Below are 24,169 nucleotides of genomic sequence, written 5' to 3'. Positions count from 1 at the left end.
TTGGGCTGGTGTTTGTCGATACAATCCACCGATAATCCGTGAAATTCGTACAACGGACCCATCCATTCGGAGTCACGTTTTGAAAGATAATCGTTCACGGTAACCACATGCACCCCCCTTCCTGCCAAAGCATTCAGGAACACAGGAAGCGTAGCCACCAGTGTTTTTCCTTCCCCGGTCGCCATCTCCGCAATCTTTCCCTGATGCAGTGCAACACCACCGATCAACTGAACATCGTAGTGTACCATATCCCAGACAATTTCGTTACCTCCGGCCATCCACCGGTTCAGGTAAACTGCTTTGTCTCCTTCTATCAGGACATTATTTTTTTTCACAGCCAGGGCACGGTCGAAATCGTTCGCGGTTACTTCTACCCGTTCATTCTCTTTAAGGCGGCGGGCAGTATCTTTTATCACTGAAAAAGCGGTAGGGAGTATTTCATTGAGGGTATCCTCGATGGTTTTAATCACATCTTTTTCCAGATGATCGATCTGCTTGTATAATTTTTCGACGTCATCTACAGGAGTATCAATCGCTTCAGCCTTTTCTTTCAGTTTCAGGATTTCGGCTTCATCTTCCTGTGTAGCGTCCTTTATTTTTTTCTTCAGAATATCTGTTTCCGCCCTTAATTCATCATTGGAAAGATGAATGATCCGGTCGTATTCCAGTTTTACTTTGTCAACATAGGGTTGTATTTCTTTGATGTCTTTATCAGCTTTGTTACCGAAGAGTGAGGATAATACAGAATTTAAAAAGCTCATTATATTTTAAAATGTGAAATTTCGTATCAGAAAACAAAAACACAAATTTACGAGAATTTATGTAATTCAACAAGTTTTTATACAACATGGAAAAGCCGGGAATTCCCAAAAAGTGATAACGGCTTTTGTAAATAACAAGTATTTTATAATAAACCCAAAGTATTTTGTCCGCAGATAGACATTAGCGGTTAAAATGAATGGAAACCTGTATCTCTTTCTGATTACGGAACAGGGTTACCGATTTCCGGCTTCCGGATTGCATCTGCGCTTCTTTCAGGTCCCGTATATGATTGATTTTCCTGCGGTGGAACTGTATGATCACATCATTGGGTTGGATGATCCCTTCGGCAACGCTTCCAGGTAAGACTTCCACGACCCAGACGCCTGAAGCGTCGCTCAATCCTGCCGCCGAACGCTCACCCAGTGTGGTGATATTTTTCAGTTTCATACCCAACATTTCATAAACATGATCTTCGGAATGATTCAATGAAACCAACTCCGGGATCGGTATTTTTTCCGCTTTGTTTTTCAGGTTCTCGGATACTACACCGAACTGATCCATGGCAAAATTCCTGAATCCTTTGGTGAGGGCAACCGATGATTCAGGTACACGGAAATCTCCTTTTGCAGGATCCAGATACCGGACATCCTCCACTACCGAATGGGCATCCGTACCATTTTTCCTGGCTGCTTCCAATGATTTTTCATCCGGAAAGATATTGTTGTCAATTTCCCTACCCCAGCCATTGTTCATCGAAATAGGAAAATATCCTGCGGAAACGATATTGCGGATAAACACATCACCGCTGTTGGCAAACCATACATGCGGATGGAAAGAATTATTGACCATGATATTATTTTCCGCCAGCCGGAAGAAACCTTCGCGGAGCTTAAGCCCGCCATTTAAACATAAGTTATTATATATATGATAGTTGCTTGATCCGTCATCCAGATCGATATCCCATCCATGATCACAACGAAAGCGGTTGTTACGGATAATTACGGTTTTTATGGCATCCAGTAACACCAGATCCGGATTGTTGACGACCCGTTCATTCATGACATTCCGTTTGGGATGCCAGAAACGGTCACGGCCCCATGAGTTGAACGAACCATGATCCCCGGTTTCCAGGACAGTATTGAACACATCGTTGTATTCAATGATATGACCGCCCCAGGTGCCATCCCCGATATTGATACCAGCACGGGGAACATTATAGATCGTATTATGGCTTACCGTAATATCCTGCGCCATGGATATCTGCACACCGGCCACCTGCTTTTCCACCCGTCCGAGATCGTGCATCAGGTTATCATATACCAGGCATCCAAAAGGGAAATTATCGTTTTTAGGGCCCGGCGTAAGGTCCATATCTTCCACTTCCACATATTCATTGTACTCAAAGGAAGGAGAACGCACGGCCCCGGGATCACCCACCAGGCATACTCCACTGGCACCCGCATTGGCGATATGGCACCCGGATACTTCATTATGCCGGTTGTAGTTACTCATAAATACGGCATTTCCCCCTACCGTATTGAAAAAGCAGTTCCTGATGCTACAATATTCGGCATTCTCCATCAAAACGGCTCCGCTACGATAAATAGCCCAGTCACTGCGAAGGAGGGGTTCTTTGGTATCCATAAACGTACGCAGGGTATGGGTCAGTTCCATTCCTTCCAGGGAAATATATGTTACATGCCTTGCCATTTTTGAAGCAGTAAAGATCGCTGTCGGCCCGTCTTCTTCTCCGATGATCCCGATAGCTCCCGATCCTTCGGATACTCCTCTGAAAACGAATAATTCTTTTAGTTGAGGCACTTCGATCACTGCCGTTGCCAGATCAATTCCGGCCGGCGGATAGAAATAGAGTATTTGTTGCTCTTTATCAAAAAACCATTCTCCGGGTGCATCCAGTTCTTCGAAAATATTCTCCACAAAACGGTGTACAGGATGCATGCCCATTAACCGGTTATTCTGGTAACCGCCTTCCAACTTCAATTCGCCCTGATCATCCTTTCCGGTGATCACCCAGTGATATCCGCCCCATTCATGCCGGTGTAATGCATGTACATAACCACCTTCAGGATTTTTCCACCGGGCAACCCTTGCCGGATCGATGGCATCTGCTGCCGTCCCGTTATAGTGGGATGCTGCAGGATCATAATCTGGATAACGGGCCATCCTTTGCTGTTCTCCGTTCACAAACAGCTGGTCAAATATGACTGGCTGGTCTACTTTGGCCTGCATGATGGGTTCTTTATAAGTCTCCCAGTTCAGTTTTTCCAGCTTCACCGCCCCACTGATCTTTACCGTTTCTCCCGGAAAGGCGGCATAGGTCACTGGTGTTTTCCTTGTACGGGAATCCGCTCCGGTAAACACCACCGGGCCGGTCAGACAATAGGTGCCTCCGCGTAGGTATACGGTAACCGGATTTTTGATAGTACGTACGGCTTCCTGTGCTGCTTTTACCGTTGCAAAAGGAGCCGCTTCGGTACCAGGGTTACGGTCATCCCCGTCTACTGAGACATAAAGGAATACTTCATGATGACACGAAGCCAGCATGGATATAATGGTTAAAATAAATATTAGCGGATATTTCATGATCGGTCATTGATTGTTGAATATTTCATATTTTCATTGACAGTCTAAAGTTACAATAGATAAAAACTCTAAATTTCCTGATCAATAGAAAAATTTAAAGATAAATAATTTCATTTATGATTTTAGTTTTCATGAAATACCAGATGTTTCATAAATGTATATTTACAGAAAAACGGTGTGGGTTTTGTATAAAAAAATATCTGTAAATAGCTTGATGTTAGTGCATTTTATTGATTAATGATTATTTTTCCTATCTATCTTTTTCAAGTCTTTTATTCCTTTCTTGTCCTCTTTTATACCAACAATTAACCCGTTTTTAAAACTGAAAATTAATGGAGGATACAAATAATCGGTATCGTATAATTTCCATGATAAGGATTTTTTAGTTTCCGGAGGATCCGGATTCGCTTTAACCACAGGAAAATCACCGTTGATCCAATCAATAAATAATAGCCCTTCCCTGAAATTACTGCCCGAAAAAGCTTCCAGCCTTGATATGATCGTATCACGCGGTACAAAATCAATTATTTCTTTCATTTGATAATCTTTGTGATATCCCTGGAAGGCAGGATGAATATCGGCAATATAAAGGGAGTCGTTCCTTATACACCACAAAAAACGGTAACCTTTATGTGCGGTAGTACCAAAAATAGGTCTGAAATTAAACATTTCAGGGATAATGTTGGTATACCCCTTTTTTATTACAAGCGGAGTATGCCTGAAAAAATATTTTTCCCCATTAAAACAGAGCGTATCAAAAAGGCTTTCCACATAAAATGGTATTTTTTTTATAAGTTGATCATAGTGTTTTTCATTTGCAACAACTATAGAGTCGTTTGCCAATTGCCCTTGAACATAAATAAATGGCAATAGCAAAAATAATATTTTAAGCAATATTTTTTTTCGCATCAAATTGATTTAGAAATGAATCTATACAATTAGTTTTATCGAAGCAACTTATCGGTTTTCTTTTCCATCTTTCTAAATGAACGTTTTTGCCTCTTCTCGGTTTGTTCCAGCAATTTTTCCCGTTTTTTCGAAGCTTTTTCCGGACGCATATTTTTAATTTTTTCATCCATATTTTTGGATTTTTCAGCAGACCTGGCCAGTTTTTTTAAGCGTTTTATCGCTTTTTTATCCTTTTTTACTTCCGAGACTATTCCATTTGCGACATTCAGGAGCAAAGGAGGATATATATAATCAGCTTCTTTAATCCTCAATATTGACTCTGCTTTCTTTTCAGGAGCATTGGGATTGATTTTTAATATGCCAAAATCTCCATTGATCCAATCAACAAACAAAAGTCCGTTCTTGAAAAGATTACCCGTAAATGATTCGAATCTGAATAAGATGGTATCTTCCGGGATAATGTTGATAGGTTTCCAAAGAGATTCTTCCAGCAAGAGACCGTTTTCATCAGTTGAATACCAAAACCGATAAAAAGGATATATTTTATCAATGAATAAAGAATCATTTCTTACCAGCCATGAAACACGGTAAGCCTTAGAATGAACCGGACCGGCACCAGTGGAAGTAATCCCCTCATTATCATCAGGCAAGATATTGGTATATCCTTTTCTTGCAGCAAGCGGAGTACGGCTGAAAAAATATTTTTCGCCATGGAGACATAAGGTATCAACAAGGCCTTCTGTATAAAGGGGGTTTTTATCAGCGACATAATCATAAAATTTTTCATTCATGATAACCAACGAATCCGGATTAAATTGACCATAAGTACCAGATATCCACCCAACAGTAAATAATGAAAAAAAAATTATTTTATAAATTCCCATATTTTCATTTTAAATCACTTTACAAACTCTATCAACATCCTATGTACCATATCCTGATGTTTCCACCAAACCCGGTTTAGCCCACTGATCATAGAGATAGTTCGAAGTTCTTTGTTTATAATACATTTATGAGCTGAGCCACCTTTCAGTATTTTTTATAAAACTCATCAACAAGTTCTTATCTTTCAGATGTTTCATCTAAAATAAGTGGTTTTAATTTTCTCATATTTATTCTCTTAAGATTAACAATTCTCAAAGTTACGGAAAATTTACTGCCAAACAAAACAGAAAACTGATGACGGTATTTTCCCTTTCATCGGATTTGCCTATATTTGTACATGAACCATATTGCTTTGTTTTAACTTTTAATTATCCCATTCATTTTGAAACCTCACCGTTTTTTCAATTATTTTCTGGCCGGTATATCCTGTGTTTCCTGTACCAGTAAAGAAACGCGAAATGACCATCCCAATATTATTTTCATACTGACCGATGATATGGGGTATGGAGATATCGGTGTTTATGGTGGAAAATTTATCCCGACCCCTAATATTGACCGTATGGCTGCTGAAGGCATTCATTTCAGCCGGTATTACAGTGCTTCTCCTATCAGTTCTCCTTCCCGGGCAGGATTACTGACAGGCATTCATCCCGCCCGGTGGAACATCACCAGTTACCTGCAGTTCAGGGAAGGCAACCGAGAAGCCGAAATGGCTGATTTTCTCGATCCGGAAGCTCCTACCCTACCCAAGGCGATGAAAGCAGCCGGGTATAAAACAGGACATTTTGGAAAATGGCATCTGGGAGGGGGCCGCGATGTGGACAACGCTCCTTCTTTCGACCGATACGGATATGACGAATACTCCAGTACTTACGAAAGTCCCGATCCTGATCCGCTATTAACAGCAACGGACTGGATATGGTCACCCAAAGACAGTATCCAACGCTGGGACAGGACGGCTTATTTTGTAGACAAAACGCTGGATTTCCTGAAACGCCACAAAGGAACGCCCTGCTTCATCAACTTATGGCCGGACGATATGCATACACCATGGATCGGAAATATAGAGGAACAGGATCGCTTTCCGGATGGGGTACAGTCGGAAAAAAACTTCCGTTCGGTGCTGGCTGATTACGACAGGCAGATAGGGCGTTTACTTGAAGGGATCAGGAAACTGGATCTTGATAACAACACCATTGTCATATTCACGAGCGATAATGGTCCGGCCCCGAGTTTCCGCGGCAGCCGGGCAGGTAATATGCGTGGCTGTAAAGCGTCGTTGTTTGACGGCGGTACCCGGATGCCACTGATCATATGGGACACAAAGGGTCTTATACCCGGGGGGAAATCGGATGAAACAAGTGTGATCAGTGCACTGGATATGTTTGAAAGCCTGTGTAACATCGCCAATGTCTCTCTTCCCGAAGAATACCGCAGTGATGGTATGGACATGAGCCAGGCTTTACTGGGAAAGAAACAGGAAAGGAAAAAACCTATATTCTGGGAATACAAACGAAATGAGAGCAAAGCTTTTCCGAAAGCAAATGGTGAAGATGCCAGTCCTAATGTAGCGGTCAGGAAGGGAGAATGGAAATTACTGGTTAATAAAGACGGTTCTGATGTGATGTTGTACAACCTTTCCGACAATCCCAGGGAAAACATGAATGTCCGTGATCAATATCCGGAGATCACACAGGAATTAAAAAAACTGGCTTTAGACTGGCGAAATTCACTACCCGAACTACCATCCGAATAACTTTCCCATGATCCCCAAGACCATCTATCCGGTATTATTACCCGCTTTCTTTTTAAGTGCTACCGGCACGATATCTGCCCAGAAATGCAAAAAACCGAATATCATTATCGTATTGGCAGATGACCTGGGATGGGGGGATGTCGGATATCACGGAAGCAATATCCGGACCCCCAATCTGGATCAGTTGGCAGCAAACGGGATCCGGATGAACCGTTTCTATACAGCTCCCGTCAGTTCACCTACCCGGGCCGGCTTATTGACGGGAAGGTACCCCAACCGCTTCGGATTAAGGGAAACGGTAATTCCTCCCTGGCGGGATTTCGGCCTGGATACCGAAGAAGAATTACTACCGGAAATGCTTGAAAAGGCAGGTTATACCGACCGTGCCATCATAGGGAAATGGCATCTGGGACATTCCCGAAAAGCGTATTATCCGTTGAATCGAGGTTTTACCTACTTCTATGGCCATTTAAACGGGGCAATCGATTATTTTACCCATAAAAGGGAAGGGGAGCTGGATTGGCATCGCAACTGGGATACCGCTTATGATGAAGGTTATTCAACAGACCTGATCACGAAAGAAGCGGTCAATTGCATCGGGCAATATTCCCAGAAGGAAGATCCGTTTTTCCTGTATGTTGCCTATAACGCACCGCATGCGCCGCTACAAGCCAAACCGGAAGACATCGCTTTATATACGGATGATCCGGAGCTTCTTTCACCCAAAGAACGGAAAAAAGCCATCTATGCCGCAATGGTTACCTGCATGGACCGGGGCATTGGCGAGATATGGGATGCCCTGAAAGCTAACGGTATTGAAGAAAATACATTATTCATCTTTTTCAGTGACAATGGCGCCGAACCCAATGGCGGCGGAACCAATCAACCGCTGAAAGGTACAAAATTCGAAGAATGGGACGGCGGTGTAAGAACCCCGGCCATTATTTCCTATCCGGAATTATTTGAAGGACACCGAGAAATTGATCAGGTAACAGGCTTTGTAGATATCATGCCGACCATCAGATCCATTCTTTGCATCAGGGATAAAGCGCCCCGGCCTTTTGACGGAATAGATATATCTCCCGTATTATCCGGAAAAAAAGAAACCATCCGGCGGGATCTGTATCTGGGTGGCGGAGCTATCGTCAATAATGACTATAAACTGATCATACAAGGAAAGAATGACAGGATCAAGACACAAAAAGATTTTTTAGTGTATTATCCTGATGATGCATACGAGAAAAAGAATGCCGGTAATGAACATCCGAAAGAATTAAAGCGATTGAATAAAATAGCGGAAAAATATGATGCTATAAAACCGCCATTCAACGTCTTACCCTATCATCACGGACGGGAAAATTTCGTAGCGCCGTCCGAATGGAAAGTGACAAAATAAAAAATCTTATTTTTTCCCGGATCTTTTCACCCTCCGGACAACGATTATTATAATCACTCCAATCAATAGGAAAGGCCATAAATGAGTCAATCCGATGAAAAACCAGAGGACATTGGTCCATCCGTTCTGTATGGCATGTACAAACTTATGCCAAAAACCGAAGGAAGAAGCCGTTTTTTCATAGAATACCACCGTTAATGTACTGTACGCCACCTTACTTTTCAAATAACGCAAACGTCCTTCAATGGACTCGATATCTGTCCGTAAAGTGCCGATTTCTCTTTCAATGGTCAGCATTTCGTCCACTTTGACAGCCTTTTTCAGCAATTCCCTGTAACGGTCTTCCAGTTCTTTTTTGGCTTTGATCCTTGCTTCGATATCGACAAACTCTTCGGTTACATCCAGCGCATTGATATTTTTACTGTCCAGTTTTTGCGCACTCCGGGAGATATCTTCCAATAACCGGTCAAAGTGGTCCGACGGAACACGGATGGTCATCCTGTATTCTGTATTCCCATCATAGTTACTGGCATTATCACTGGAAATATAGCCGTTATTTTCTTTCACGCTGCTGAGAATGATCCCTCTTGTCTTTTCAGAATTCGTAGTTTCAAAACGGATATTTCCCTCTTTGATGATCTTTCTTTGGATATCCGTATTTCTTTCAGAAATCTCCGTATTATCGGTGTTATTTAGCCTCTGACCTTCGATATCGTCCAGGGCAACTGCTTCCATGCTTGTTGCCTTGTCCCGGCTGCACGCCGCCATGAAAAGCAATACTAATAATGTAAAAAAACTGAATGTCCGTTTCATTTTATGATGGTTTACTAAAATAAGTAATAGATATTTGATTCAATAGAAGCAAAAATACGAATTAATTTGTGATCATTACTAAAGGATTGTTTCCGTTTTGAATACTATCATATATATTTGCATTTTATGGCTTTTATATTGTTCTCGCTAAAAATAAAACTTATGAGATTAAATGAGTATGCAATAATGTCCGCACTGATCATTATTACAGGGGTAAATACATATGGTCAGAATGAAAAAAAGAATTATTTCGGTGGACATATTTCTTTTGGTGCACTTGGCTTCTCCCATTCCGATGGTTCTTTCTGGGATTTAAATACAGGCAAAAATTATCTTACGCTCGGATTTGATTATTCCCGCATGAATTCCGAATACATTGAACTAGGGATAGGATTATCTGTTACAGGATATAATATGGAATCTTTTTCTACATACAACTGGAACCAGACAAGCAATTCTGATGATTACTTTTTGATGTTTTCTTTTCCGGCACGGTTAAAAGTACATTTTTTGAAATATCTTTTTACCGAAGGTATGGTGTGTTTTAATTTCCATCCTAATGAAGGGCATACCTGGTGGGGTATTATTGGAGCCGGTATAGGAATCGGGGCAGAGTATATGTTTGAATCCGGTGTCGTTATTTCAATGACTCCTCGTATACAATGGAATATAAAGGGCACCGGAGGAGTAGGATCTAATGATCATGAAAACCTGATTCAAAAAGGGATCAGGGTAGGAATAGGTTATAGATTTTAAACTCATAAATCTTGTTTCCCAATTTTTTATACCATTTTTGATCCTTCTTTATCGTAATGAACGCTACTTGAACTATGAATCTTGAATCTTTAATTTTAAACTTTGAATCTTATCAAAGACTTAAATGCAAGATCGGATAGTCTTTACCCATTCCGTCCTTTTCCGAACGTCCGACTATTTTAAATCCGAATTTTTCATAAAATCCCAGTGCTTGTGCATTCTGCTCATTCACATCCAGTTTTTTTACATTCAGTTCCCGGACAGCATACTCCAAAAGGGCTTTCCCGTATCCTTTTCCCCTGGATGTACCGGAAATAAACAACATTTCAAGGTCTTCCCCGGACACCCCCATAACACCCAATACTTTACTATCTGAACGAAGCACATACAGGTCAAGGTTCGGTAAATAATCGGTAGGGATCACGTTTTTGTACCATAAAAAATCTTCGGGTTTCAGAAAATCATGGGTCGCTTTTACTGAACTTTCCCATACCTCCATAATTTGCGGATAATCTATTGGACCTGCTTTTTCGATCTTCATTATTTCTGACTGTTTTTGGATTTCCTTGCAAAGGCATCACCATATCTTTAAGCATCTACATAAAAGATATCAAAACCAAATCTTTGGTTATTTTTAATTGTAGATCCGCTCCCATCACCAAAGGATAGTTAACCCCACCATGTCCGGCAGGAAAATTGAACATCACCGGATAATCATATTCCTTCACATGTTCGTATATAATTTCCTGCGCCGTTTTTCCGAATGAAGGGGTAGTATCTTTCATTTCGCTCATGCTTCCGATAATCAATCCTTTCAGCCGGCTTAACTGTCCGCTTAACTTCATATTCATCATCATTCTATCTATATGATGCAGGCTTTCGTTCACTTCCTCGATAAATAAAATTTTACCGTCTGTCAGGCATTGGAACGGAGTGGCTATCAAACCGTATAAAACGGATAAATTGCCGCCGGTTACCAGAGCTTTGACTTCCCCTTCCCTATTGTATAAGGATGGAGAAAGTTCGTATGATACGGTTTGTCCGAAAAGAAAACGACGAAGATATTCCCATGACTGTACCTGTTCTTCAGATAAGCCTTCCGACAGATCAACAGGCATCGGCCCGTGGATGCTTTTCCATTGTAGCTGATCAGTAAAATATGTCAGCAAAACGGTAATATCACTGTAGCCAATCAGCCATTTCGGCTCAGGTACTGCAATATATTCCTCAAAATAAGGCAGGAGCCTGACAGAACCGTACCCACCCCTTGCACATAATATGGCTTTAATATCATGATTCTGCATCATGTCTGATAAATCATCAAAACGTTGGGCATCAGTTCCGGCAAACACCTGTTCTTTTAACCGGAGACTCTTGCCTGACTTAACTTGCAAGCCCCATGATTCAAGTAACGGAACAGCCTGTTCCCATTGTTGGGTTGCTATCTTGTATCCCGGGGCGATGATCCCGATAGTATCTCCGGCTTTCAGAAAAGGAGGTGTAAGCATTTTCTAATAATCTCTGACTTCAGATGCAAATGTAATATAATTTCATTAAGCCAAGGGTTATCCGGCGATCCAGTCTTTAACTTCCCTGACGCGCGCCTTACTGACAATGATCTTCTCCGGCGTGGGAAGCAGCAGGTTTACCGAGATTTTACTTCCGAACCACATCGAAAGGTCTTTTATCGCTTTCCTGGCAATAATATACTGCCTGTTGGCACGGAAAAAATCGGCAGGATTCAATACATCCATTAATTCATCCAGTGTCTGGTCAAGGTAATAATTGCGGTTGGTATAAGTCACCGCCTTCACCAGCTTGGTATCAATAAATATATAAGCGATATCACTGACCGGAAGCGGGATCAGTTTGTCTTTTTCCGGTACCAGCAAATATGATTTGTATACGGCCTCGCTCTTCTTCATACTCGCCAGCAGTTTATCCATCAGTTCCGTATTATCCGTAGGATTCACCCGGATATGACGGTATTTATTGATGGCCCTCTCCAGATCCTTCTTACTGATCGGCTTCAATAAATAATCAATACTATTTACTTCAAAAGCTTTCAGGGCATATTCGTCATAAGCAGTGGTAAAAATAATAGGACAAGTGATCTTCACTCCATCAAAAATAGCAAAAGACGAACCGTCCGCCAGGTGAATATCCATGAATACCAGATCGGGCATAGAGTGTACCTGAAACCATTCCGTACTTTCATCAATGGATTGAAGCACCGCTAAAATCTCTGCTTCCGGAACGATTTCCCTGATCAATTCCTGCAAAGCCTGAGCGGCAATGACTTCATCTTCTACTATAACAGCTTTCATTTTTCCGGGATTTATGATTTTAATGCCTGCATGACCTGTGGTTCCATAAGAGGTAATTCAACGCGAAAAATACCATCTTCACGCTTGATGGTAATATCACGTTGCCACATCAGACGGTAACGTTCCGACAGGTTGGTCAATCCGATCCCCTCTCCCTCTTCCAATTCTTTCTTCTGCTGGATGGGGTTTGAAACGCTGATGATGCCGGGCTTATCGGTGGCAAAGGTGATGACCAGCGGTTGCCTGTTACTCACCACATTGTGTTTGATGGCATTTTCCACCAGGGTCTGAAGACTAAGGGGAATAATGTGATAACGGTATAATTTTTCATCAATATTATATATTACCTGAAGGCTATCTCCATAACGAATTTGCATCAGGTGGCAATATGACATAGTGAAATTCAGCTCCTCTTCCAAGGATATAACTTCTTTATTCTGTAAAGTATAACGGAATACGGAAGAAAGCTGCTGTACATATTCCTGTGCCTTTACCGGATCAATTTTTATCAATGAATTTAAGGTATTCAACGAATTGAATAAAAAATGAGGATCCATCTGGTTTTTCAATACTTCATAACGGGTACGCATATTTTCAGACAGCAATGTCTTATATTCCAGTGCTGTTTGCTGTTGTCTTTTCGACAGGTATACTAGTTGTGAAGAAAACACAACAATAATGGCAATAAAGGAATCCCTCATCATTCCTCCACGGATAAAGCGGCTGGAAAACCCGCGATCATCCGGTGTTATATGATCGATCATCGACATATGGATGGTCGAAAAAATATAACTCGTGATGATCACGGTGCATATTGTCGCCAGCACGATCGTAGTATGTTTGATTGCATTAGGAAGGTGTGTCCGTAGTAATCTGAAATTGATGATGTATAAAGTAAACGCTGTCAGGAAGTTAAACAGAATACTTACCAGAGTACCCGACAGTGTCAGCATCGGCCGGGGGGGTATTTCTTTCCCGGGAATGACCGCATCCCTGCCATAAAAGAACATGATCAAGAAGAGAATATTCATCAACATACTGATAGCAAGGGAAAACAAAAATGCTGTACGGTATGTTAAACGGATTTGTCGCATGGTATTTTAATTCTAAATAATTACAAATATAATATATCCCGGACGGTAGGCCTAAAAATCCGGTACTTCATTCTGATATGATATCGGATTCCCAGACATCTTACCGGACTATTTTTCATGAATTTTCTTTTTTTATATTCCCCATCCACTCATGAAAAGCGGTATCACTTATCTCTTCTATCAACCGGGAAAGATCATCTACACTCATCCCAAGTTCCCTGGAATAGAACCCGATATTTGTTTCATTCTTCTGATGGATCCTGACCAGGCTTAAAAACCTGGAAAATACTTCCGCCTTATTCATAACGTAATGCATTGATAGGATCGAGTGCTGCTGCTTTTTTGGCCGGATACCATCCGAAGAACATACCGATAGCAGTACAGACAAAGAAAGCAAGTACTACAGCTTGTGTACTGATAATAAAGGGCCAGTTCAGCAAAGTCGAAGCCAGGTAAGATAACCCCAACCCGAATACAATACCTATGATCCCTCCGATAAGGCTTAAAATGGTGCTTTCACACAGGAACTGCAATAGGATATCTTTATTTTTTGCCCCGATCGACATACGTAATCCGATTTCCTTGGTCCGTTCCGTAACGGTAACATACATGATATTCATGATACCTATACCTCCGACTATCAGAGATATAGATGCAACTGCCGCCAGAAGTATCGTAATGAAACCCATCACCGAATTCATCATTTCCAGCATTTCCTGTTGTGTCCGGACATCAAAATCATTACTCTGTCCGGTTCTCAGGCCATGTGACTCCCGGATGATTGATTCCACTTCCTGTGCCGCGACTTCAGCAACATCCTCGGATGCAGCCGATGCCATGATCATATGCAGGTAATTGATAGCTAGTATCCTTTTTTGTACTGTAGTGTAAGGCGCCATCAACACATCATCCTGGTCCTGTCCCATGGAATTTTGTCCTTTGCTTTCAAGCACACCGATAATCTTAAACGGGATCCTTCCGAAGCGGATCGTTTTTCCTACCGGGTTCTCACCATTGGTAAAAAGATTATCGACTACAGTTTGTCCGACCACACATACCTTGTTGGATGTTTTGATGTCCTGTTCAGTAAAAAAGGTACCACTGGCCAGCGTATAATTTCGGATATTGATCAAATCGGTGTTGCCTCCCTGAATACTTCCCGGCCAGTTGTTGGAACCATAAACCAGCTGTCCGCTTGAACTCACAATAGGTGAAACCATAGATACATATTGAGCCCCATTCTGTACGGCTTCCACATCCTTTATCTTAAGACTTTGTACACTGGAAGATCCGATATTTACACCTCCCTGCCGTTGGTTGGAACGCATCACCATGATCAGGTTGGTGCCGGTACTCGATATTTGGTCGTTGATGCTTTGTTGCGAGCTCTCACCGATACTTACCATGGCAATCACGGATGCAATACCGATGATAATTCCCAGCATGGTGAGCAGGGCCCGCGTTTTATTCCGCATCAGGGCTGTATATGCTATTTTTAAAAGATTGAATAAATTCATGATTTTTGTTTTAATGTTTATAGAGTCTGAAAGTTTATAAAGTTTATAATGTCTGAAAGTTTATAAAGCTTATCGTGTTTGAATATTTTGCATTACTTTTTAACTTTACAACTTTATGAACTTTTTAACTTTTATACTTATGAGGATCGACAGATTTGAGGATATTCAGGCATGGCAAAAAAGCCGTGAACTATGTGTTGAGATATATACTCTACTTAATAAAGCAAGAACCGATGATTCTTTCGAAAAACAGATGAAACGTGCTGTGGTATCTGTAATGAATAATATTGCCGAAGGTTTCGAACGAAAATCCAACAATGAAATGAGATACTTTTTCTTTGTAGCGAAAGGCTCCTGCGGAGAAGTCCGATCCATGCTGTACCTGGCAGAATACCTGCATATTCTTGAAAAAGCTGTTGCTGAAGAATTAAGAAACAAAGCCGAGCACATTTCACGCATGTTATCTAACTTCATAAAGACCCTATAACTTCTTAACTTTGCCATAATTGATACTTTACAAACCTTAACACTTTCCAACCTTATAAACTTTTTAACTTTCTTACTTTATGAACTTTCCCGCTTTCCAACTTTACAAACTATTAATAGTCCGATTCTACCGGTAATGCCTCTAACGCTAATTTGGCCGATTGTGTTTCTACCGGTCCGTCTTTCACGATATGACCGTCACGCAACATGATTGTCCTTGCTGTAAAAACGGCAATATCCGATTCATGTGTAACAAAAGCGATGGTCTTACCTTTTTCATTCAATGACTGGAACAGATTCATGATTTCGTAGGACGTCCGGGTATCCAGATTCCCTGTCGCTTCATCTGCCAGGAGGATCACAGGATCATTGACCAATGCACGTGCAATGGCTACGCGTTGTTGTTGTCCTCCGGATAGCTGGTTGGGCATATGATCCATCCTGTCCTGTAATCCCACCTGTTCAAGGGCATGTACGGCCCTCTCATGACGTTCCTTACTGGAAATCTCGTGATTGTACAGCAACGGCAGTTCCACCTGCTCTACTGCCGATGTCCGGGGTAGCAGATTATACGACTGGAACACAAAGCCTATCTTCCGGTTGCGCAAAGTAGCCAGTTCATCTTTTGTGCGGTTACTGACTGCTACTCCGTCAATATAATATTCTCCGGATGTGGGCCTGTCAAGGCATCCCAGTATATTTAAGAGAGTGGATTTCCCGCTTCCGCTGGTGCCCATGATACTGACGAATTCTCCTTCTTCGATAGTGAAGGAAATGCCTTTCAGTGCTTTTACTGTTTCCACACCTACATGAAATTCCCTGCGGAGCTCGTCTATACGGATGATATGATTATTATTTGAGTTCAAGATACAAAAATTTAAGATTCAAAATCCCTGGTTAAATGGTCAAACGTACTTTATCTTCTTCCCGGAGGACGTGGCATCAAGGGATTGCTGGCTGCAGCTCCTTTATCTTTGGTTTTCTTTTCAAGTGATGCTGATAAAACAACAGTATCTCCCAGATTTAATCCCTGGTCGACGATATAATATACACCATCGTTTAATCCTGTCTTTACGGCTACCCATTTGATCCCCTCTTCATTTTTCACCCATACGCCTTTAGGTTTCGATCCGGCCCCATTGCCTGCTTTCATTCCGGCAGGAGCTACTTTTCCGGCTTCCTGTCCGGGAGGTGTATCACCCGGGATAATATGTACTTTCCCCATTATTTCTGCAGAAGGATTGAAATTCAAGGCTTCGGCAGGTACAGCGGCACCTTCGGATGATTGCGTAACTATAGTAACGCTGGCGGTCATTCCCGGAAAAAGTTTTTCTTCCGGATTCGGGGCGTCGATAATTACCGTGTAGGTAACAACGTTGCTTGTCACTGTAGCCAGCAACCGCACCTGTTTTACATTTCCTTCGAAAATATCGTCCGGATATGCGTCAACGGTAAAAGTTACTTTCTGGCCTTCTTTCACTTGCCCTATGTCTGCTTCATCCACATCAGCCTCCACCTGCATGTTTTTCAGGTCATTGGCTATAGTAAACAAGGTAGGTGTACTGAATGATGCTGCTACGGTTTGTCCTTGTTCCACGGCACGGTCAAGTACAACTCCATCTATTGGTGAATAGATCTCAGCATAAGAAAAATTTACCTGCGCCTGATGAAGATTGGCCTTAGCATTCACTAATGCAGTTGCTGCCTGAGCAAGCCGGTTGGTAGCTTCTTCATAGGATGCCTGTGTAGCTGCTTTGGCCTCGTATAATTGCTTTACGCGGTCATAATTTTGTTGCGCGTATGTCAGGTCACTTTCTGCGCTTTCCACACTGGCTTCTCCCTGTGATACTTTTTCGGAAAGAGTCGATTTATCCAATTCGGCCAGTATCTGTCCTTTAGTTACATGCGAATTGTAATCCACAAATATTTTTTCGATAACACCGGATACCTGTGTACCTACTTCAACCTGATCTACCGGCTGAACGTAGCCCGTTGCGGTTACATTGAGCTCTACCGTTTCTTTTCCGATAACGGCAGTATTCATCCTTAATTCATGCCCTCCGCCGCTGAATGCAACTATAACGACACCCACAATGATAACCAGGATGATGGAGCCGATAATGATTTTCTTTTTCATCTGTATATATTGATTTTAATGGTTAGATGAACCCCGAAGGGCTCAGTGAAACTAAATATTTTATTATAATTACGGTAAATGATTGTTTTTCTGTTTTATATGGTGATATCTTCACCCATGTACACATCCAGAACTTTCCTTAATAAAATAAAATTATACTTACTCTGGATATAATCATTCAGTGAACTGATATAATTGTTCTGCTGTTGCAACAGATCTACAGCTGTAATGGATCCGACATTGAACTGGACACGGTAAGCGTCGAATGTTTTCTGATACGCTTTCTGCTTGATATCGGTAACATTATATTTATTATAGGCAGATACAACATTCTGGTATTCCTGGGTAATATTCTGACGTATCGTCAGTTCTGTCTGCTTTTGATCCAATTCTGCCTGTTGCAGTGCAATACGGCTTTTGGTAACATTGCTCTTGGTCCTGTTCTTGTTGAATATCGGAATACTCACCGTGACTCCTACCTGTTCATTCAACCTGTCCGATAATTGTGTCCCGAATTTGGAGAAATCGGTATGTCCCGTACCTATGCTGGCACCCAGACTGATAGTCGGATAATAATCCGCCCTGGCAAGATCTACGCTGACACCGGCAATATCCACATTGTATTGGCTGATCTTCATATCGGGCAGATAGTTCAGGGAGCGTTCGGTTACTTCCTGTTTTGAAGGCAATGCAATGATATTTTCAATAATTGATGTATCCGGATGGATAATACGTAATTCATTTTCCGGATCCATCGAAAGCAGGTTTTTAAGGGTAAGGATGTTATTATCGCGTGTTATTTCTGTATCGACAATATTATTCCTGTCACTGGCATACTGGGCATCAAGCAACAGATAATCACTTTCTATCATGTTTCCCGCCTTGAAAAGTTCTTCGCCTTGTTTCAACTGCTCTTCGCTGGCTTCCGCCACCGAATACTGAAATTTGAGCAATTCATCATTCCCCAGTACTGAAAGGAAAGCCTGAAGAATATTTATTTTCAGTTCATTTTCGTACTGAGTCGTTTTGTGGGTAGCCTGTTCCATTTGCAACCGGCTTTGCTCGATGGTATTATTGATATACCCGCCCTGATACAGGGTCATATTAGCACTGATACTCGCACTTCCTCCCATTGACGAGTCGTCTTTACTGTTAGTAAAGTTTTCACTCACCGAAGCATTCACGCTGGGGAGACGGCTGTCTTTCGATTGCTGGTATGACACCTGGTTTGACTCTTCCGACAGAATTAACGATTGCCGGCTGTAGTTTTTATCCAGTGCATATCCGATGCAATCCTCCAGTGTAAATTCAAACACTGTTTTTGCATTGTCCTGTGCATTCGAGGTGATCGAAAACAAAACTGCTGTTGCAATGATTAAACCATATTTTTTCATGTCCGTTACTTTTTGTTTTTTGAACATGACAAACGTACGGCACCTTTAAAAGAAATAATCCGGGAAATTAATTCAAACGGAAGTTTTTGATGTTGAAACGGATAAAAGTAAAGTTGAAACAGATATCCTTTAAAAGGTAAACAATGCTTACATCATAAATGTAAGTATTGGAAGATAATCTTTCAGTGTTTTACGAAGTATTTTTAGCGATTGGGTAATACGGTATTCTACTGTTTTTACAGATACATTCAGTTGATCGGCGATTTCCTGATTACTTTTCGATCCGAAACGGCTTAGTTCAAAAACTTCACGATAATTCGCAGGTAATTCGCTGACAGCTTTTTGTATATTGTCAGCAAGCTCGTTAGCCATGTAATAATCAGGATCATCAAAACGGTCCTTTAATTTTTCATAGATTTGTGTATGTACTTGTTGCTTATATTGCCGGTTACGGATAGAATTGTAACACCTGTTCCTGACTGCTACAAAAAGGTAAGATTTCAAGGAAGATCCGATCACCATGGTTTTTCTTGTTTCCCAAATGTGTAACATTAAATCCTGAACAAGTTCCTCTGCATCCGTGGCAGTAATAAATCTGGAGGCATATTCGCATAACGCCGGGTAAAAGATCAGAAACATCTGCCTGTATGACTCCCTATCCCCTTTTTGAATCTTATCGAAAAGCTCTGTCATGTGTTTCTTTACTCCTTATTTTCTTGATCTTATAAATGCAAATATATTCAGATTTATTAGTTAAGCAGAAATTTTTTTATTAAAAATAAAATTTGGTTTAGGGTTGCACCTGAAATAGGTGTCCTCAATATAGATCAAGAAAAAACGAAGAAGTGAAAACAGAAGAAAAATATGAATTGCCATCTCCCGGTCATGATGTCTTATTGAAATATCTCAATGGAACAGCAACATCTGATGAATGCCTCTCCGTAGATGAGTGGTGTGGAAAAGATGAAAAAAATGAGAGGGAATTGATGCAATTGGCATTGTTATATGATGTTCGAAAAACGCGACATCACATGCGTAACCGGGATTCTTATGCTGCTTATAAAAAAGTACAACGGCGGATCAAAGGCAAAACTGTCCGTATTATGTTACAACGTGTGGCTGTTGCTGCATCCCTTATATTCGGCATATTTGGTATAGCTATACTTTTAACAGAAACTCGTCAGGAGTCCCTCATTACTGTTCATACCGGCGCCGGCATGCGTTCCGAAACCACATTGCCGGATGGCACGGCAGTTCATCTTAACGCTAATACGAAACTGGTATACCCGGCAGCATATCGCGGGAAAGAAAGATGGGTAGTACTTTCGGGTGAAGCTTATTTTGATGTGATACATGACAAAAGCAAATCATTTACCGTGAAAACCGAAGATGAAAAGATAAATATCCGCGTTCTTGGTACTAAATTCAATGTCCAGGCTTATTCCCGGGACAGTTTGATACAAGCAACCCTTGTTGAAGGGAGCATCAGTGTCTCTTTGAAAGGAGACAATAATAGTTTATTAATGAAACCGATGGAACAGGCCAGTTTTAACACAATCTCCAACAAGATAACAGTAAGACCGGTCGATCCCGGGATAAATACAGCCTGGCTTACCGGAAAGTTCATTTTTAAGGATACACCTATGTCGGACGCCCTGAGACAATTAAGCAATTATTATTCTGTTGATTTTGACATAAAAGATGATCTGATCCGGGATTATTCCTTTACCGGGATTTTTGAGAACAAGCCACTATCCCAGATTCTGGATTATTTAGAAGCCTCATCGGGTATCAATTATGAAATAGTACAACCATCGGGACTGACTAGTGAAAAAAAACCTATGGTAATTCTTGAAAAACAATAAATACTATTAAATAATTATTTGTAAATTTTAATACATGTTATTTATGGAAAAAACCTGACAAAACGAAACACGCGGAAGATGCTGGTAACATCCCCCGCGTGAACAAATTAAAACAATTTATTTTTTAACTTTAAAACAAACAAAAGTATGGTAAAAAGTGAATTTTTACAACATCACTGCTGTAAAATATTGTGTAAGTGGTTACAAATTATGAAGTTGATTTTATGTTTTTTATTGATGACTGTAAACATATCGTTTGCATCATATTCCTACGGACAAAAAGCGCTCCTTCTCCTTGACTTTAAGAATCAGCCGATTGCAAGTGTTTTGGAGGAAATAGAAAAGCAATCTGAATTCCGTTTTTTTTATAACAATAAAATTGTGGATACACAGCAGCAAATATCCATCAAGTCGGAAAATGAGGATGTAATTTCTATTCTGAATAAACTGTTTGATAAATCCGGTATTGATTATAAAATAATTGATAAGGATATTATTCTTATGGAAAAAAAAGCGATTCCCGGTGAAGTAAAAAAACCAGTACAGGAAGGTGTGACGGTTACGGGTACAGTAGTTGACGAAAACGGAGAACCTTTACCCGGGGCAACAGTTCAGGTATCGGGAACCACACGCGGCGTATTGACAGATACGGACGGTACCTTTTCTATTAATATACGGCCGACGGATCAACTGGAAGTTTCTTTTGTCGGCTATCAGAAATATTCTGTCCCGGTTGGAACACAGACCAGGATCGAAGTCTCTTTAAAGCCGTTACAGAATGAGTTGGATGAAGTAACTATTGTAGCTTTCGGAAAGCAGAAGAAAGAAAGTGTTATCTCATCTATTCAGACCGTCAATGCCAGGGATTTGCGCGTGCCTTCGAGCAACCTGACAACTGCTTTTGCTGGAAAGATGGCAGGAGTGATATCTTATCAGACCAGCGGGGAACCGGGACAGGATAATGCGGAATTCTTTATCCGCGGGATCACTACTTTCGGGGCAGGAAAGGTCGATCCGCTCATATTGGTGGATAATGTGGAAGTATCTACTGATGATCTGGCGAGATTACATCCGGATGATATCCAGAGTTTCTCTATCCTGAAAGATGCTACGGCAACTGCCCTCTATGGCGCACGTGGTGCAAACGGTGTGATCCTGGTGACTACAAAAGAAGGACGGGAAGGAAGAGCAAGGGTATCCTTTCGTTTTGAAAATTCTTTCTCTTCTCCGACCAAAACCATAAAAATGGCCGATGCCATTACCTACATGGAGATGGCCAATGAAGCCGCACTTACCAGAAATCCTCTTGAAAGCCTGCCTTATTCCAATACAAAAATTGAAAATACCAGCCGGGGAGGAAATCCTTTTGTGTATCCTGAAGTGGACTGGATGGACATGCTGACAAAAAAAGTAGCCAGTAACCAACGGGCCAATCTTAATATTTCCGGGGGAGGTAAAGTAGCACGGTATTATATTGCAGCCTCATTTTCAAAGGATAATGGCATTTTAAAAGTAGATAACAGGAATAATTTCAATAATAATATCAATCTGAAAAAGTACCTGGTCCGGTCGAATATCAATATTAACCTGACCAATTCCACGGAAGCCGTCATCAGGGTGCACGGTACTTTCGACGATTATACGGGACCGATCATGAGCGGTACCGATATGTATAAAAGTGCACTGAATGTTAGCCCTGTTCGTTTTCCTGCCTATTTCGAGCCGGATGAATTGCACCGGAGATATGAACATATTCTTTTCGGCGGTTCGGAAGGCAGTTCATATATGAACCCTTATGCCGAACTGGTCAAAGGTTACCGGGAAGAAAGTAAAACAGTGATGCTGGCACAATTTGAACTGAAACAGGATTTCGAACAATGGATAGAGGGTTTAAGTGCCAGGGTATTGGGTAGTACTACCAGAAACTCAGCTTTCGACGTATCCAGGTCGTATAAGCCTTTTTATTATGAAGTGGGAAGTTATGACCGTCATACTGATACCTATATATTGACCCCCCTGAATGCTGACGGTTCTGATGTCGGTACCGAATACCTGAATTACAGACCGGGCTATAAATCGGTTTCCAGTTCTTTTTATGCGGAAGGTGCCGTGAATTATAACCGGACATTTGGAAAACACGGAGTAAGCGGAATGTTGGTCGGTATCATACGTCATTCGATCAGTGGTAACGAGTCTACCTTGTTTCAATCATTGCCAAAAAGAAATTTAGGTTTATCCGGACGTTTTACCTATGACTTTGACGGTCGTTATCTAGCCGAATTTAATTTTGGTTACAATGGTTCCGAAAAATTCGACAAAGGGCATCGCTGGGGCTTTTTTCCTTCGGTAGGATTGGGATGGGTGCCTTCAAACGAAGCATTCTGGAACGACAATTTAAAAAAGATTGTATCAAAGCTTAAATTTCGTGGAACTTACGGTTTGGTAGGGAATGACGAAATCAGCAGCCAACGGTTCTTTTATCTTTCCGAGGTTATTTCCGGAGGAGGGCGAGGTTTCCGGAGCGGATTTGATTTCAACGGAATCAACCGATCAGGAATGTCGATCAAGACCTATGCAAATTCTAATATCGGCTGGGAAATTGCTTATAAAAGCAATTTAGGTATTGAACTCGGCCTGTTCGAAGGAAAAATTGAATTACTGGCCGATCTGTTCCAGGAACGCAGAACCAATATATTACAATCCAGGGCGGATATTCCCTCCGAAATGGGTCTGTGGGACGAATCCCAGAGTAATGTAGGCGAAGCCAATGGAAAAGGGATCGATATATCGTTGGACTACAATCACAACATCACCACCGACTTCTGGATCGTAGGAAGGATGAATTTCACCTATGCACGGTCGACTTACCATTATTATGAAGAGCCGAATTATGGCTTGATGCAGACACCATGGTTATCCAGGAAAGACAATGCCATTTCCCAGCAATGGGGACTGGTAGCGGAACGGATGTTTATTGATGATGCTGATATAAAGAAATCACCGCGGCAGGATTATGGAGTATATCTTCCGGGCGATATCAAATACAAGGATATAAACAAGGATGGAGTGATCAATGATGTTGACAGGGTTCCCATCGGTTATCCGTCAACTCCTGAGATCAATTACGGATTTGGTTTTTCGGCCGGATATAAAAATTTTGATATGTCTGTATTTTTCCAGGGATCGGCCCGTTCTTCTTTCTGGATCGATGCTTCAGCCATGTCGCCATTCGTAAGAAGGAACACTTATGAAGATGAGAATGGTAAAAAGCTGATTACGGAAACCGGTTTAGCCAGATTTATAGCAGATGATTACTGGTCGGAACTGAGCCAAAATCCGGATGCATACTGGCCGAGACTATCCAATACGGTCATCAGTAATAATGTCCAGCGCAATACCCGGTTCATGAAAAATGGCGCCTTCCTGCGCTTTAAAAGTGCTGAAATAGGATATTCATTGCCGGAAAAA

General features: G+C 41.4%; 21 protein-coding genes. 6 read left to right on the top strand and 15 right to left on the bottom strand.

Going from position 1 to position 24,169, the window contains the following annotated elements; genetic code table 11:
- The 4 genes from secA to LBQ60_12975 form a co-directional block, all read right to left on the bottom strand.
- Positions 1-761 (bottom strand): preprotein translocase subunit SecA (secA, locus tag LBQ60_12990; protein MDR2038832.1); only part of this gene is annotated, 761 nt, incomplete at its 3' end.
- A 181-nt stretch (positions 762-942) separates the two neighbouring features.
- On the bottom strand, positions 943-3,366 hold the full coding sequence (locus tag LBQ60_12985) for a right-handed parallel beta-helix repeat-containing protein (GenBank protein MDR2038831.1): 2,424 nt from the start codon (positions 3,364-3,366) through the stop codon (positions 943-945).
- Between the two features lie 234 nt (positions 3,367-3,600).
- Positions 3,601-4,137 carry a hypothetical protein gene (locus tag LBQ60_12980; GenBank protein ID MDR2038830.1) on the bottom strand — a complete coding sequence of 179 codons (537 nt, stop codon included), beginning with the start codon at positions 4,135-4,137 and terminating at the stop codon, positions 3,601-3,603.
- 173 nt (positions 4,138-4,310) lie between these two features.
- Positions 4,311-5,066 (bottom strand): hypothetical protein, encoded by a 756-nt coding sequence (locus LBQ60_12975; GenBank protein ID MDR2038829.1) that lies wholly within the window; start codon positions 5,064-5,066, stop codon positions 4,311-4,313.
- Between the two features lie 476 nt (positions 5,067-5,542).
- Between LBQ60_12975 and LBQ60_12970 the strand changes: the two genes are divergently transcribed.
- Both LBQ60_12970 and LBQ60_12965 read left to right on the top strand, forming a co-directional pair.
- Entirely contained in the window at positions 5,543-6,916 is a 1,374-nt protein-coding gene (locus tag LBQ60_12970; protein ID MDR2038828.1) for a sulfatase-like hydrolase/transferase, read from the top strand.
- A 7-nt stretch (positions 6,917-6,923) separates the two neighbouring features.
- Positions 6,924-8,312 carry an arylsulfatase gene (locus tag LBQ60_12965; GenBank protein MDR2038827.1) on the top strand — a complete coding sequence of 463 codons (1,389 nt, stop codon included), beginning with the start codon at positions 6,924-6,926 and terminating at the stop codon, positions 8,310-8,312.
- 6 nt (positions 8,313-8,318) lie between these two features.
- On the opposite strand, the gene LBQ60_12960 is transcribed toward LBQ60_12965, so the two are convergent.
- The gene (locus LBQ60_12960) at positions 8,319-9,125 is read right to left on the bottom strand and encodes a DUF4349 domain-containing protein (protein MDR2038826.1); all 807 of its coding nucleotides are present in this window, start codon (positions 9,123-9,125) and stop codon (positions 8,319-8,321) included.
- Positions 9,126-9,287: 162 nt separating this feature from the next.
- Between LBQ60_12960 and LBQ60_12955 the strand changes: the two genes are divergently transcribed.
- Positions 9,288-9,881, top strand: coding sequence for a hypothetical protein (locus tag LBQ60_12955; GenBank protein MDR2038825.1), 594 nt, complete (start codon positions 9,288-9,290; stop codon positions 9,879-9,881).
- A 112-nt stretch (positions 9,882-9,993) separates the two neighbouring features.
- On the opposite strand, the gene LBQ60_12950 is transcribed toward LBQ60_12955, so the two are convergent.
- From LBQ60_12950 to LBQ60_12925, 6 genes are all read right to left on the bottom strand, one after another.
- Positions 9,994-10,422: a GNAT family N-acetyltransferase gene (locus tag LBQ60_12950; GenBank protein MDR2038824.1), complete on the bottom strand. Its 429-nt coding sequence runs from the start codon at positions 10,420-10,422 to the stop codon at positions 9,994-9,996.
- 55 nt (positions 10,423-10,477) lie between these two features.
- Complete coding sequence (locus LBQ60_12945) at positions 10,478-11,389, bottom strand: LD-carboxypeptidase (protein ID MDR2038823.1); 912 nt, start codon at positions 11,387-11,389, stop codon at positions 10,478-10,480.
- 57 nt (positions 11,390-11,446) lie between these two features.
- The gene (locus LBQ60_12940; GenBank protein ID MDR2038822.1) at positions 11,447-12,208 is read right to left on the bottom strand and encodes a LytTR family DNA-binding domain-containing protein; all 762 of its coding nucleotides are present in this window, start codon (positions 12,206-12,208) and stop codon (positions 11,447-11,449) included.
- An 11-nt stretch (positions 12,209-12,219) separates the two neighbouring features.
- Positions 12,220-13,302, bottom strand: a complete 1,083-nt coding sequence (locus LBQ60_12935; GenBank protein ID MDR2038821.1) for a histidine kinase — start codon at positions 13,300-13,302, stop codon at positions 12,220-12,222.
- Positions 13,303-13,417: 115 nt separating this feature from the next.
- A complete protein-coding gene (locus LBQ60_12930; protein MDR2038820.1) occupies positions 13,418-13,606 on the bottom strand; it encodes a hypothetical protein in 189 nt (62 codons plus the stop codon).
- Complete coding sequence (locus tag LBQ60_12925) at positions 13,599-14,819, bottom strand: ABC transporter permease (protein MDR2038819.1); 1,221 nt, start codon at positions 14,817-14,819, stop codon at positions 13,599-13,601. The genes LBQ60_12930 and LBQ60_12925 overlap by 8 nt, the downstream gene beginning before the upstream one ends.
- A gap of 139 nt (positions 14,820-14,958) precedes the next feature.
- Here LBQ60_12925 and LBQ60_12920 point away from each other — a divergent pair, with 139 nt between their 5' ends.
- Complete coding sequence (locus LBQ60_12920) at positions 14,959-15,306, top strand: four helix bundle protein (protein MDR2038818.1); 348 nt, start codon at positions 14,959-14,961, stop codon at positions 15,304-15,306.
- 112 nt (positions 15,307-15,418) lie between these two features.
- Here the strand turns inward: LBQ60_12920 and LBQ60_12915 are convergent, their stop codons facing one another.
- The 4 genes from LBQ60_12915 to LBQ60_12900 all read right to left on the bottom strand — a co-directional run bounded on the left by LBQ60_12915 (position 15,419) and on the right by LBQ60_12900 (position 19,529).
- Positions 15,419-16,150 (bottom strand): ABC transporter ATP-binding protein, encoded by a 732-nt coding sequence (locus tag LBQ60_12915; GenBank protein MDR2038817.1) that lies wholly within the window; start codon positions 16,148-16,150, stop codon positions 15,419-15,421.
- Positions 16,151-16,221: 71 nt separating this feature from the next.
- Positions 16,222-17,442 carry an efflux RND transporter periplasmic adaptor subunit gene (locus tag LBQ60_12910; protein MDR2038816.1) on the bottom strand — a complete coding sequence of 407 codons (1,221 nt, stop codon included), beginning with the start codon at positions 17,440-17,442 and terminating at the stop codon, positions 16,222-16,224.
- A 95-nt stretch (positions 17,443-17,537) separates the two neighbouring features.
- Complete coding sequence (locus LBQ60_12905) at positions 17,538-18,836, bottom strand: TolC family protein (GenBank protein ID MDR2038815.1); 1,299 nt, start codon at positions 18,834-18,836, stop codon at positions 17,538-17,540.
- Between the two features lie 147 nt (positions 18,837-18,983).
- Entirely contained in the window at positions 18,984-19,529 is a 546-nt protein-coding gene (locus tag LBQ60_12900) for an RNA polymerase sigma-70 factor (protein ID MDR2038814.1), read from the bottom strand.
- Positions 19,530-19,681: 152 nt separating this feature from the next.
- Here LBQ60_12900 and LBQ60_12895 point away from each other — a divergent pair, with 152 nt between their 5' ends.
- Together LBQ60_12895 and LBQ60_12890 are read left to right on the top strand one after the other, a co-directional pair.
- Positions 19,682-20,701, top strand: a complete 1,020-nt coding sequence (locus tag LBQ60_12895) for a DUF4974 domain-containing protein (GenBank protein MDR2038813.1) — start codon at positions 19,682-19,684, stop codon at positions 20,699-20,701.
- 237 nt (positions 20,702-20,938) lie between these two features.
- The coding region (locus LBQ60_12890) for a TonB-dependent receptor (protein ID MDR2038812.1) at positions 20,939-24,169 on the top strand (3,231 nt) is incomplete at its 3' end.

The organism is Bacteroidales bacterium (genome assembly GCA_031275285.1).
Classification (GTDB): Bacteria; Bacteroidota; Bacteroidia; order Bacteroidales; family UBA4181; genus JAIRLS01.
The sequence above is the reverse complement of the archived record's forward strand: the minus strand, read 5'-3'. Positions and strand labels throughout refer to the sequence as shown.